This window comes from Streptomyces sp. NPDC048415 (assembly GCF_040651675.1).
Taxonomy (GTDB): Bacteria; Actinomycetota; Actinomycetes; order Streptomycetales; family Streptomycetaceae; genus Streptomyces.
In genome coordinates this window covers 211,016-224,319 of sequence record NZ_JBEZKJ010000002.1, presented here as the reverse complement: position 1 = coordinate 224,319, position 13,304 = coordinate 211,016, and the positions used below count along the sequence as shown (strand labels likewise).

Annotated in this window: 9 protein-coding genes and 1 pseudogene; 7 read left to right on the top strand and 3 right to left on the bottom strand. The window is 69.6% G+C overall.

All coding sequences use genetic code 11. The features are described 5' to 3' along the window. Positions 1 to 34: 34 nt before the first annotated feature. Positions 35 to 808, bottom strand: coding sequence for a DUF2127 domain-containing protein (locus AB0D27_RS02615; RefSeq protein ID WP_362501212.1), 774 nt, complete (start codon positions 806 to 808; stop codon positions 35 to 37). 487 nt (positions 809 to 1,295) lie between these two features. Beyond that, complete coding sequence (locus AB0D27_RS02610; protein ID WP_362501210.1) at positions 1,296 to 2,720, bottom strand: cation:dicarboxylase symporter family transporter; 1,425 nt, start codon at positions 2,718 to 2,720, stop codon at positions 1,296 to 1,298. Positions 2,721 to 2,885: 165 nt separating this feature from the next. Here AB0D27_RS02610 and AB0D27_RS02605 point away from each other — a divergent pair. The 6 genes and pseudogenes from AB0D27_RS02605 to AB0D27_RS02580 all read left to right on the top strand — a co-directional run. Then, a pseudogene (locus tag AB0D27_RS02605) lies at positions 2,886 to 4,475 on the top strand (sensor histidine kinase); the annotation flags it as partial. Positions 4,476 to 4,903: 428 nt separating this feature from the next. Next, positions 4,904 to 5,587 carry a response regulator gene (locus AB0D27_RS02600; protein ID WP_362501208.1) on the top strand — a complete coding sequence of 228 codons (684 nt, stop codon included), beginning with the start codon at positions 4,904 to 4,906 and terminating at the stop codon, positions 5,585 to 5,587. A 361-nt stretch (positions 5,588 to 5,948) separates the two neighbouring features. Continuing rightward, entirely contained in the window at positions 5,949 to 7,319 is a 1,371-nt protein-coding gene (locus AB0D27_RS02595) for an extracellular solute-binding protein (RefSeq protein WP_362501206.1), read from the top strand. 80 nt (positions 7,320 to 7,399) lie between these two features. Further along, positions 7,400 to 8,245, top strand: coding sequence for a sugar ABC transporter permease (locus tag AB0D27_RS02590; RefSeq protein WP_362501423.1), 846 nt, complete (start codon positions 7,400 to 7,402; stop codon positions 8,243 to 8,245). 1 nt (position 8,246) lies between these two features. After that, positions 8,247 to 9,101, top strand: coding sequence for a carbohydrate ABC transporter permease (locus tag AB0D27_RS02585; RefSeq protein ID WP_362501204.1), 855 nt, complete (start codon positions 8,247 to 8,249; stop codon positions 9,099 to 9,101). 183 nt (positions 9,102 to 9,284) lie between these two features. Beyond that, complete coding sequence (locus AB0D27_RS02580; protein WP_362501421.1) at positions 9,285 to 9,914, top strand: helix-turn-helix transcriptional regulator; 630 nt, start codon at positions 9,285 to 9,287, stop codon at positions 9,912 to 9,914. A gap of 23 nt (positions 9,915 to 9,937) precedes the next feature. On the opposite strand, the gene AB0D27_RS02575 is transcribed toward AB0D27_RS02580, so the two are convergent. Further along, positions 9,938 to 10,963, bottom strand: coding sequence for an ATP-dependent 6-phosphofructokinase (locus AB0D27_RS02575; protein ID WP_362501202.1), 1,026 nt, complete (start codon positions 10,961 to 10,963; stop codon positions 9,938 to 9,940). Between the two features lie 228 nt (positions 10,964 to 11,191). Between AB0D27_RS02575 and pta the strand changes: the two genes are divergently transcribed. Beyond that, positions 11,192 to 13,282, top strand: coding sequence for a phosphate acetyltransferase (gene pta, locus AB0D27_RS02570; RefSeq protein ID WP_362501200.1), 2,091 nt, complete (start codon positions 11,192 to 11,194; stop codon positions 13,280 to 13,282). The last annotated feature ends 22 nt before the right edge of the window (positions 13,283 to 13,304 follow it).

Genomic DNA, 13,304 nt, shown 5'->3' with positions numbered 1-13,304 from the left:
CCGGCGGATCAAGGCACCGGGCCGCTGATCGCCTCTACGCGTGCGACGGAAGTACCCCCGCCGACTCCTCGACCTCCAGCAGTGACGCGCTCTGCCGCTCCGCCTCGAACGCCTTGTGGCCGCCGCGCAGTCCGAACAGCCGCTTGGCGAGGGCGATGTAGAGCACGGCGAGGATGTTGAGGACGAGGGTGGCGATCTTCAGCCAGCTCACGTGCTCGGTGAGTTCGTAGATCTCCAGGGGCAGGAACGCGGCGGTGGCGACGACCGTGAGGTACTCCGCCCAGCGCTTGGCGTACCAGAGGCCGCCCGCCTCGACGAGTTCGATCAGCGCGTAGGCGAGGAGCAGCGCGGCCACCAGAAGCAGCGTGGAGTGCTTGTAGCCGAAGGTCTTCTGGATGGAGCCGACCACCGGCGAGTGGTCGAGGTCGTAGTGGAAGTGTCGGAAGACCGGGCGGAGGACGTCGAGGTACTCGTCGAAGAGCCGGCGCACCGAGTCCTGGCTGTTGCTGAACTTCCACACGGCTGCCGCGACCAGCACGATGAACACGCCACGCACGGCCCGCTCGATGGCCAGGAAGCGCAGGATGAACAGGTCGCGCAGCACCTTGCCGCGTGGGACGAGCGGTGCCTCGTCGGCGGGCCCGGAACCGTGTGGGTCGCCGAGCGCGAAGTCGCCGCAGCGCAGACAGCGCCAGGCCTCGCCGAGACCCGTCTCGGCGCGCAGCCGCTCCCGCAGCGCCCGCTCGTCGGGCGCGTACGTCACATGCCCGCGCCGCGCGCAGGTGCGCCGGTCCCAGTCGATCTTCATGCTCCGTGTCCTCCGCAGAACGTGCTGTGCCGTGCCGGTGGGCCCGGCACGGCACGGTAGTGCATGTTCTACGAGACGACGGCCAGAGGGTCACGGTTCCGGGGGCCGCTCAGCGCGTCCCCGCACCGGCGAGTTCGAGTTCCTGGGCCGGAGTCCCGGACGCGTCCGGGGCCTTACGCCGTGGGCGAGTTGGCCGGCCTGCGCCTCGCCGAGACCCGTCTCGGCGCGCAGCCGCTCCCGCAGCGCCCGCTCATCGGGCGCGTACGGAAGAGGCGGGCCGGCCGCCAACCTGAGCGACTCAAGCCGCGCGAGCGGCTGAACCGAGCGGCCGGGCCTACGGGGGATGACCCTGGCCGCTCGGCGTTCTTGGGGGCTTGTGAACCTCGTGAGGAGGGCGCCCCGTCAGGGGCGCGGGGCCGTGACACCATGCGGCTCCGCCGCGTGGGCGCGACCCGCCACGACGGACCCGCAGGTTCGAACGGCGCGCCTAGGCTTTGGCCAGCTCCTTCTCGCCGCCCTGCTCGGGCACCTCCGCCTCCGCCGGGACGGCCGCGTCACCATCGTCGAGAAGCGTCTTCTCGTCGAAGGGCAGCTCGCCGGCGAGAACCCGGTTCACCCGTTCCTTGTCGACCTCACCCGTCCACGTACCGATGAGCAGCGTGGCGACGGCGTTGCCCGCGAAGTTGGTCACGGCACGCGCCTCGCTCATGAAGCGGTCGATGCCGATGATCAGGCCGACACCGTCCACCAGGGCGGGCTTGTGCGACTGCAGACCACTGGCCAGTACGGCGATACCGGAGCCGGAGACCCCCGCCGCGCCCTTCGAGGCGACCATCATGAACAGCAGCAGCCCGATCTGCTGGCCGATGCTCATCGGCTGGTCCATCGCGTCGGCGATGAACAGCGAGGCCATGGTCAGGTAGATCATCGTGCCGTCGAGGTTGAAGGAATAGCCGGTCGGCACCGTGATGCCGACGACCGGGCGGCTGACGCCCAGGTGCTCCATCTTCGCGATGAGCCGCGGCAGCGCGGACTCGGACGACGAGGTGGAGACGATCAGCAGGAACTCCCGGCCGAGGTACTTCAGCAGCTGGAAGACGCTGACCTTGGCGACCAGCTTCGTCAGCGTGCCCAGCACGATCACGATGAACAGGAAACACGTGATGTAGAAGCCGAACATGATCGTGGCCAGCGCCTTCAGCGCGTCCATGCCGGTCTCGCCGATGACGGCGGCCATCGCGCCGAAGGCACCGACGGGCGCGGCCCACATGATCATGCCGAGGATGCGGAAGACCAGCTTCTGAATGTGCTCGACGCCGCGCAGCACCGGCTCACCGGTGCGCCCCATGGCCTGCAGCGCGAAGCCCACGAGCAGCGCGACGAGCAGCGTCTGGAGCACCTGGCCCTCGGTGAAGGCCGACACGAACGTGGTCGGGATGATCCCGAGGAGGAAGTCGACGGGACCCTCGGCGGCGGCCTGGGCCTGGGTGTGTCCGACGCCCTTCACGGCCTCGGTCAGGTGCATCCCGCTGCCGGGGTGGACGATGTTGCCCACGACCAGGCCGATGGCCAGCGCCACGAAGGACATGGCGATGAAGTAGCCGAGCGCGAGCCCGCCGACCTTGCCGACCTTGGCGGCCTTCCGTACGGAGCCGACACCGAGCACGATCGTGCAGAAGATGATCGGCGAGATCATCATCTTGATCAGGCTCACGAAGCCGGTACCGATCGGCTTGAGCTGCACGGCGAAGTCCGGCGCGGCGAACCCGACGGCGATGCCGAGAGCGACGGCGATGATCACCGCTATGTACAGGTAGTGGGTGCGGTCCCGCTTCGCGGCGGGTGCGGCAGGTGCCGTTCGGGGTGTGCTGGCGGCCACGGCTGCCCTCCTTGACGACGTCGTCGGCATCATCCGGCGTGCGGCTCACGTCCGGCGGAACCCGGCGTGCGGCTCACTCCGGGGGATGAGGGGACTATCTCCCGGCCTGTGAGGGCGGTCACCCTTCCGTTCATTTAGTTCACACTTATAAGGATGCTGATCAGAACGAGCCTGGTCAGGAGAGGCACACTGGCAGACATGCGTTTCCCCCGCGTCCCGCGACCCCGCAGCCTGGCCGGCCAGCTGTTCGGCATGCAGGCCGTGCTGATCGCGGTCCTCGTCGCCGGGTACGCGCTCTTCACCTACGTCAGCGACCGCAGCCAGGCCGAGGACGCGGCGGGCCGCCAGGCCACGGCGGTCGCTCGTTCGGTCGCGGACGCCCCGTCGGTGCACGAGGCGATCGGCACCGCGAACCCCTCGAAGGCCCTCCAGCCGTACGCCCTCCAGGTGCAGCGGGACACCGGCGTCGACTTCGTCACGATCATGAACCCGCAGGGCATCCGCTGGACCCACCCGGACAAGGCGCTGATAGGCAAGCATTTCCTCGGTCACATCGGCCCCGCCCTGCAGGGCAAGTCCTTCACGGAGACGTACACGGGCTCCCTCGGCGCGTCCGTACGCGCCGTCACGCCCATCCGGGACAACGGGCGCATCATCGGCCTGGTCAGCGCGGGCATCAAGGTCGAGGCGATCACCAAGCGCGTGCAGGACCAGGTCACGGCCCTCGTGGGCGTGGCAGGGGGCGCCCTGGCCCTCGGCGGCCTCGGCACGTACGTCATCAACGCGCGGCTGCGCCGGTCCACCCACGGCCTGAACGCGACCGAGCTGAGCCGCATGCACGACTACCACCAGGCCGCGCTGCACGCCGTACGTGAGGGCCTGTTGATGCTGGACGGGCAGTTCCGGGTGGCGCTGATGAACGACGGCGGGCGGGAGCTGCTCGGTGTGACCGACAAGGTGGTCGGCCACTCGGTGGCCGAACTCGGGCTGCCCGCGCCGCTGACCGGCGCGCTGCTGTCGGCGGAGCCGCGGGTGGACGAGGTCCATCTGACGGCGTCGCGCGTGCTGGTCGTGAACACCTCCCCGGTCTCCGGCGGTGAACGGCGGGGCACGGTGGTCACCCTGCGCGACGTGACGGAACTCCAGGCGCTGATGGGCGAGTTGGACTCGGAGCGCGGCTTCACTCAGGCGCTGCGCTCACAGGCGCACGAGGCCGCGAACCGCCTCCACACCGTGGTCTCGCTCATCGAGCTGGGCCGCGCGGAGGAGGCCGTCGACTTCGCCACGGCGGAACTGGAGCTGGCGCAGACGCTCACCGACCAGGTCGTCGCGGCGGTCAGCGAACCGGTGCTCGCCGCGCTGCTGCTGGGCAAGGCGGCGCAGGCGAACGAGCGGGGCGTGGAGCTGGTGGTCTCCGACGACAGCGCCATCGACGACGGGCTGCTCCCGGCCTCCCTCTCCGCCCGCGACCTGGTCACCGTGCTGGGCAACCTGATCGACAACGCGGTGGACGCGGCGCAGGGCACGGTGGGCGCGCGGGTCACGGTGACGGCGTTCACGGACGACTCCGTGCTGGTACTGCGGGTCGCCGACACCGGCGCCGGGGTGGACCCGGCCCACGCCGAACAGGTCTTCCAGCGCGGCTGGTCCACCAAACCGGCGGGGCCCGGCGGCCGGGGCCTCGGCCTCGCTCTCGTACGGCAGGCCGTGAGCCGCCATGAAGGCACGCTCACCGTGCGGGAGGCCGCCGAGGGCGGCGCGGAGTTCGAGGTACGGCTGCCCCTGCCTACGGCGTTTTCGGCTCCGGCAGCCGGGGAGGAGACCGTCACCGAGCCCGGGCCTGAGCCCGTCGAGCCCGGGGGCCGAGGAGAGTCCGGGCCGGGTGGCCGACAAGACGCCGAGCCCGAGCCCGTCAGGCCCGGGGGCCGAGGAAACTTCGAGCCAGACGGCCGGCGAGACCTCGAGCCGGGGGGCCGACAAGACGTCGAGCCCAGCGGTCCGCGAAACCCCGACCCCGGCGGACGCCGAAACCCCGAACCCAGCGGTCCACGCAGCCCCGACCCCAGCGGACGCCGAAACCCCGCGCCCGGTAGCTCCCGAAACCCGGCGCCCGGTAGCTCGCGAAACCCCAGGTCCCCTGGCCCACGCGGCTCCGAGCCCGAGCCCGAGTCCGCCCCGTCCGAGCCTGCCCAGCCCGCCTTGCCTGGAGGCGACGTATGACCGATCCCATCCGTGTGCTCGTCGTCGAGGACGACCCGGTCGCGGCCGACGCGCATGTCATGTACGTCGGCCGGGTGCCCGGCTTCACGGCGGTCGGCAAGGCGCACACGGGGGCGGAGGCGCGCCGCGCCCTGGACCGTACGCCGGTGGACCTGCTGCTGCTCGACCTGCACCTGCCGGACGTGCACGGGCTGCAGCTGGCCCGCTCGCTGCGAGCCGCCGGCTATCACGCGGACGTGATCGCGGTGACGTCCGCACGGGATCTCGCGGTCGTACGCGAGGGGGTCTCCCTGGGTGTCGTCCAGTACGTCCTGAAACCCTTCACCTTCGCCACGCTGCGCGACCGTCTCGTCCGCTATGCCGAATTCCACGCGGCGGTGGGCGAGGCGAGCGGCCAGGACGAGGTGGACCGCGCCCTGGCCACGCTGCGCGCCCCCGGCCCGGCCGCGCTCCCCAAGGGCCTGAGCGCCCCGACCCTCGAACGCGTCACCGTCACCCTCCGCGACCGCGCCGAGGGCCTCACTGCGGCGGGCGTCGCGGAGGCGGTCGGCATCTCCCGGATCACGGCCCGGCGCTACCTGGAACACCTGGTCGACGCGGGCCGCGCGGCCCGCGCTCCGCAGTACGGGCAGGTGGGACGGCCGGAGCTGCAGTACCGGTGGGTGAAGGGCCAGCCCTGAGAGACGGACGCCCGACGGCCCGGCAGCCGGGTGAGCGCCACAAACGCCACGAAGGCGACCAGGCCCCCGAGGGCGAGAGCGGGACAGTCGGCCCAGTCCGGGGTCGGAGGGAGCGGAGGTCCCGGCCCGTACGAGCCTGTCGGCGACCCACCCGCCGGCAGCCCGACAGTGAGGGCCGGCCACCGATGTCGCACGCCCGCGCGGACAAGGCAAACAGCGAGCGCGGCAACACCGGCGAATAACAACGTTGTCACGTTGGTGACTTGGGACGTCGCACGGCCATTGACCCTGATCCCGCGCCCCCCTTACGTTCACCGGGCAAACACACTCGGCCACCGACGACGTCGGCCAGTAGGAGGTCGTGCCCGTGCGCCCCACCGCCGCCCCACTTCTCCTCGTCACACTCCTCACCGCCACCACGCTCACCGCCTGCGGATCGGGATCCGGGAGTGATCCGGACACCGTGAAGGTCTCGTTCAAGCAGTCCACGGACAACTCGATCCGGGTGATGGACACGTACCTGGGCGAGATGAAGAAGCAGTTCGAGAAGGCGAATCCGGGGAAGAAAGTCGAGCTGGTGCCGATCAAGGCTCCGGACTCCGAGTACTACACGAAGCTCCAGCAGATGCTGAGGTCGTCCAAGACCGCGCCCGATCTGGTCTACGAGGACACGTTCCTCATCAACTCGGACATCACGAGCGGGTACTTGAAGCCCCTCGACCCGTACCTCGACAAGTGGTCGGACTGGGGCCGGTTCATCGACACCGCCAAGGCGGCGGCCAAGGCGCAGGACGGGAAGACGTACGGCGTCCCGGACGGGACGGACACCCGGGGACTCTGGTTCGACAAGGAGATCTTCAAGAGGGCGGGGCTGCCCGGCGACTGGCAGCCCAAGACGTGGGACGACGTCCTCGCCGCCGCCCGCACCATCAAGAAGAAGGTCCCCGGCGTCACCCCGCTCAACATCTACACCGGCAAACCCGCCGGTGAGGCCGCCACCATGCAGGGCTTCGAGATGCTGTTGTACGGGACGGGCGACGGGAAGACGGATCCCCTGTACGACACCGCCACGAAGAAGTGGATCGCCGGGAGCCAGGGCTTCAAGGACGCCCTCGCTTTCGTGGAGAGGGTCTACAAGGAGAAGCTCGGCCTCGATGTCGCCGACGCCCTCGACCCGAACATCCAGACCAGGATCCGCGGCGAGCTGCTGCCCAAGGGCAAGCTCGGCATCAACCTCGACGGCAGCTGGCTCCCGCAGGACTGGCTGCAGGGCTCAGGGCACGAATGGCCGGAGTGGTCGCGCCGGCTCGGCCTCGCCTACATGCCCACGCAGCACGGGCAGGCCCCCGGCAAGGTGAGCATGTCGGGCGGCTGGACCTGGTCGATCCCCTCCAAGGCGGCCAACCCCGACCTGGCGTTCAAGTTCATCGAGACGCTGCAGACCAAGGCGAACGCGAAGAAGTGGTACATCGCCAACTCGGGGATCGCGGTGCGGGAGGACGTGGCGTCCGATCCCGGGTACGTGAAGGCGCAGCCCGGCATCAAGTTCTTCACGGACCTGGTCGCCAGCACGCACTACCGGCCCGCGTACCCGGCGTACCCGAAGGTCTCGACCGCCATCCAGGAGGCCATGGAGGGCGTGACGACGGGCGACAGCTCGGTCGACAAGGCGGCGAGCGGCTATGACGAGGAGCTGAAGTCGGCCACCGACAACCAAGTGATCAAGAAGTGAGCGTCGGCACGAGGGCGGCGTCCAAGGCCTCTTCCGATACGAGGGCCGCCGCCCCGCGCCGCAGGGGCCTCCTCCGCTCCCTGACCCGCACCGTTCCGCTCGCACCGGCCGTCGTCCTGCTGCTCCTCTTCCTCGCGGGCCCGATCGCCTACTGCGCCTACATCGCCTTCACCGACCTCCAGCTCACCGGCCAGGCCCACTCGTCCTTCGTCGGCCTCGACAACTTCCGTACGGCGTTCCACGACGACGCGTTCCTCAACGCCGTCTGGCTGACGCTGGTGTTCACCGTGCTGTCGTCCCTCGTCGGCCAGAACACCCTGGGCCTGGCCCTCGCCTCGCTCATGCGGCGCGCGTCGAAACCCGTACGCACCCTGGTCGGCGGGATCGTGATCACGGCGTGGGTACTGCCGGAGGTCGTCGCAGGATTTCTCCTGTACGCCTTCTTCCGCCGCGAGGGAACGTTGAACGCACTCCTCGACTGGCTCCATCTCCCCTCCCAGAACTGGATGTTCACGCTGCCGATCCTCGCGGTGTCGTTCGCGAACGTCTGGCGCGGAACGGCCTTCTCCATGCTGGTCTATTCGGCGGCGCTGAATGAGATCCCGCAGGAGGTCGCCGAGGCGGCGGAGGTCGACGGGGCGGGCGGCTGGCGGCGCCTTTGGCACATCACGCTGCCGATGATCCGCCGGTCGATCGGCACCAATCTCATGCTCAACACGCTGCAGACGCTGTCCGTCTTCGGGCTGATCTGGGTGATGACGCGCGGCGGCCCGGGAAATCGCAGCCAGACCCTTCCCCTGTTCATGTACGAACAGGCCTTCCAGAAAAGCATGATCGGATACGGGACGGCGGTGGCGCTGTTGCTTCTGGTGGTCGGCTCGCTGTTCTCGGTGGTCTATATGCGACTGCTGCGAACGGAGGTGTGAGATGGCCGTATTGACCAGAGGTACGACGTTCAGGTCCCGCCGCACGGGGCGACGTCTGGCGGCGGACGTCGGACTGCTCGTCGTGGCCGCCGCGTTCGCGCTGCCGCTCGCCTGGGTGGTCCTGTCGTCGCTGGACGCGCACGCGGACCTGACGGTGAAGGTGCCTGACGGTGTCACCCTCGACAACTTCGACGCCGTTCTGAAACCGGACATCACCTTCACCCCTCTCCTCAACAGCCTGATCCTCTGCGGCGGCGGCACGCTGCTGACGGTGGTGTGCGCGGCCCTTGCGGCGTATCCCCTCTCCCGGTTCCGCTCGCGCCTGAACCGCCCGTTCCTCCTGTCGATCCTCTTCGCCACCAGCCTGCCGATCACGGCGATCATGGTGCCGGTCTACGCCCTGTTCGTGCAGGTGAACCTGATCGACACCCTGCAGGGCACGATCCTGTTCTTCGCGGCCTCTCAACTCCCCTTCGCCATCTGGCTGATGAAGAACTTCATGGACGGCGTACCGAAGGAGCTGGAGGAGGCGGCCTGGACCGACGGAGCGTCCGCCTTTCAGTCACTGATACGGATCGTGCTCCCGCTGATGGGACCAGGGGTGGCCGTGGTGACGGTCTTCTCCTTCGTCATGATGTGGGGCAACTTCTTCGTCCCGTTCATGCTGCTGCTGACCCCGGACCAGATGCCGGCTTCCGTGAGCATCAACGAGTTCTTCGGAAATCGGGGCATGGTGGTGTACGGGCAGCTGGCGGCGTTCTCGGTGATCTATTCGACGCCGGTGTTGGTGCTGTATGTGCTGGTGGCCCGGCGCTTGGGTGGCGGGTTCGCGCTGGGCGGAGCTGTCAAGGGGTAACGGGCGGTAACCCACCACAACGTCCGAAACCGTATGTTCCTACAATCCGTAATTGTGGCCGAACAGACTGTAGTCACCGCTGTCCCGGACCCATACTTTGTCCGCGTGCACCGACCGCAGGCCCAACAGCCCACCCCGCCCTTCAACGCCCAGGCCGCCCGCAAACTGCGGGCGGCGCTCGGAATGGGGCCCGAGCACGTCGCGTACGGGATGCGAGCCTCGTACGGGCTGCCCTATGTCACGCCCGACCTCGTCACCGCCTGGGAGCGCGGGATCACCACCCCGAGCTCACCCGAGCTCACCGCGCTCGCCGGCGTGCTGTGGTGCTCGCCCGGCGAGCTCATCGGCGCACCGCGCACCTTGCGCGAACACCGTGTCGCCCGCGGCCTAGCCGCGGAGGACGTGGCACGCGCCGTCGGCCTCGAGCTCCTCGCCTACCAGCGGATGGAGGAGTCCGGCGCGTGGCGCGGAAACGAGCGGCAGTCGTCCGCCCTCGCCGACGTCCTCGAGCTCTCGCTGCCCGACTTCATCACGGTGACGGGACGCGACGGCAAGCTCGCGGAGCTGCTGCGCAGCGCCGTGACGACGCGCTGGCAGGCGTATGTGCGTCCGCTCGGCAAGATGGTGCCCCTCGACCGGCATCTCCTGGAGGACGTCCTGGAGGAGATGCACACGGACTACCAGGGACAGATGGTCGCCACGCTGAGCTGGGGCGGCGGATCGGCCGCCACCGATTCCAGCGAGTCGGGCCGGGACTTCCTCGACCGGATCGTCGACCACTTCTGGTCGATGGTCGAGGGGGCCACGTACTGAGTCCCGCCCCGGGGAGCATGCCCCTAGAACACCGACTCCGCCTCGTCCATCCGGTCCTTCGGCACGGTCTTCAGCTCGGTGACCGCCTCCGCGAGCGGCACCATCACGACGTCCGTGCCGCGCAGCGCCGTCATCCTGCCGAACTCGGCGCGGTGCGCGGCCTCGACGGCGTGCCAGCCGAAGCGGGTCGCGAGGACGCGGTCGTACGCGGTCGGCGTGCCGCCGCGCTGGATGTGGCCGAGAATGACCGGCTTGGCCTCCTTGCCGAGGCGGCGCTCCAGCTCGTGCGCGAGGGCCGTACCGATGCCCTGGAAGCGCTCGTGGCCGAACTGGTCGATCGCGCCGTGTCCGTAGTCCATGGAGCCCTCGGCGGGGTGGGCGCCCTCGGCGACGCAGACGACCGCGAACCTCTTGCCGCGGGCGAAGCGCTCCTCGACCATCGCCACCAGGTCGGCCGGGTCGAAGGGGCGCTCGGGCAGGCAGATACCGTGCGCGCCGGCCGCCATGCCGGACTCCAGGGCGATCCAGCCGGCGTGCCGGCCCATGACCTCGACGACCATCACGCGCTGGTGGGATTCGGCCGTCGTCTTCAGCCGGTCCATGGCCTCGGTGGCCACGCCCACCGCCGTGTCGAAACCGAACGTACGGTCCGTCGAGGAGATGTCGTTGTCGATCGTCTTCGGGACGCCGACGACCGGCAGACCCGCGTCCGACAGCATGCGGGCGGCGGTCAGGGTGCCCTCGCCGCCGATCGGGATCAGGACGTCGATGCCGAACTCGCGGGCCATGTCCTGTGCGTTGTCGCAGGCCTCGCGGAGCCGGTCGCGCTGCAGCCGGGAGGAGCCGAGGATGGTGCCGCCACGGGCGAGGATGCCACTGACCGCGTCGAGGTCGAGGGTGCGGTAGCGGCCTTCGAGCAGGCCTGCGTAGCCGTCCTCGAAGCCGATGACCTCGTCCCCGAAGTTGGTGACCGCTCGGTGCACGACCGACCGGATCACTGCGTTCAGGCCCGGGCAGTCGCCGCCTGCGGTGAGAACTCCGATGCGCATCGTGCTGTGTCTCCTGCTCGCTGTTGATGCCGGTGAGCCAATCCGATTGTTTCACGGCACGGATGGCACCGCCGCTTCCGCCCACCCCACCAGGACGTTTGTCCTGGCGGGCGCCTTAGCTACCCGCAGAGGTATTGTCAAGAGGGTTCCGCTCACCTCAGTGGGCCATTTTTCCGAGCCCCGAATCAGCCCCGAATCACCCAGCGACGCAACGGATGGAGAGCACGCGTGACGCGCAGCGTGTACGTGACCGGGATCGACCGCGGCGACGGCCGCCAGGTCGTCGAGCTGGGGGTCATGGAGCTCCTGACCCGCCAGGTCGACCGGGTGGGGGTGTTCCGTCCGCTCGTGCACGACGGTCCCGACCGGCTCTTCGAGCTGCTGCGCGCCCGTTACCGGCTGGCCCAGGACCCGGCGACGGTGTACGGCATGGACTACCACGAGGCGTCCGCGCTCCAGGCCGAGCAGGGCACGGACGAGCTGGTCTCCACCCTCGTCGACCGCTTCCACCTGGTCGCGCGCGACTACGACGTCGTCCTCGTCCTCGGCACCGACTTCGCCGACACCCAGCTCCCCGACGAGCTGGCGCTCAACGCCCGTCTGGCCAACGAGTTCGCCGCGTCCGTGATCCCGGTCGTCGGAGGCCGGGGACAGACCGCCGAGTCCGTCCGCGCCGAAGTGCGCAACGCCTACCGGGCATATGACGGGCTGGGCTGCGACGTACTCGCCATGGTCGTGAACCGGGTGGCCCGCGAGGACCGCGCCGCGCTCCACGAGCGGCTCGAATCCCGGCTCCCGGTGCCCTGTTATGTGCTGCCCGACGAGCCGGCGCTCTCCGCGCCCACCGTCGCGCAGATCACCCACGCTCTCGGCGGCAAGGTGCTCCTCGGCGACGACGCGGGGCTCGCCCGTGACGCGCTCGACTTCGTCTTCGGCGGCGCGATGCTGCCGAACTTCCTCAACGCCCTGACCCCGGGCTGTCTCGTGGTGACCCCGGGCGACCGCGCCGATCTGGTCGTCGGCTCGCTCGCCGCGCACAGCGCCGGCACTCCCCCGATAGCCGGCGTGCTGCTCACCCTGAACGAGCGGCCCAGCGACGAGATCCTCACCCTCGCGGCCCGTCTCGCGCCCGGCACGCCGGTCGTCTCGGTGGCCGGGAACTCGTTCCCCACCGCGGCCGAGCTCTTCGCCCTGGAGGGCAAACTGAACGCGGCCACGCCCCGCAAGGCGGAGACCGCGCTCGGTCTGTTCGAGCGGTACGTGCACACCAGCGACCTCCTCAAGCGGGTCTCCGCACCGAGCAGCGACCGGCTCACGCCGATGATGTTCGAGCACAAGCTGCTGGAGCAGGCCCGCTCCGACAAGCGGCGCGTCGTGCTGCCCGAGGGCACCGAGGTGCGCGTCCTGCACGCCGCCGAGGTGCTGCTGCGCCGGAGGGTCTGCGACCTGACACTGCTCGGCCCAGTCGACCAGATCCGCAAGAAGGCCGCCGACCTCGGCATCGACCTGGGCGGCGCGCAGCTCATCGACCCGCAGGCCTCCGAGCTGCGCGACTCCTTCGCCGAGAAGTACGCGAAGCTGCGCGCCCACAAGGGCGTGACCGTGGAGCTGGCGTACGACGTCGTCGCGGACGTGAACTACTTCGGCACGCTGATGGTCCAGGAGGGCCTCGCCGACGGCATGGTGTCGGGGTCGGTCCACTCGACGGCCGCGACCATCCGGCCCGCCTTCGAGATCATCAAGACGCAGCCGGACTCGAAGATCGTCTCGTCCGTCTTCTTCATGTGCCTGGCCGACAAGGTCCTGGTCTACGGCGACTGCGCCGTCAACCCCGACCCGGACGCCGAGCAGCTCTGCGACATCGCCATCCAGTCGGCCGCCACCGCCGAGCAGTTCGGCGTCGAGCCGCGGATCGCGATGCTGTCGTACTCGACGGGCACGTCCGGTTCCGGCGCCGATGTGGACAAGGTGCGCGAGGCCACCGACCTGGTGCGGCTGCGCCGCGGGGATCTCAGGATCGAGGGGCCGATCCAGTACGACGCCGCTGTCGAGCCGACGGTCGCGGCGACCAAGCTGCCGGAGTCGGAGGTCGCCGGGCAGGCGTCCGTGCTGATCTTCCCGGACCTCAACACCGGCAACAACACCTACAAGGCCGTGCAGCGCTCGGCCGGCGCGATCGCCGTCGGCCCGGTTCTGCAGGGCCTGCGCAAGCCCGTCAACGACCTGTCCCGCGGCGCGCTCGTCCAGGACATCGTCAACACCGTCGCCATCACGGCGATCCAGGCCCAGATCCCCGACCAGAAGGCTTCCCAGCAGTGAGCTCCCACCCGTCGTCCATCAC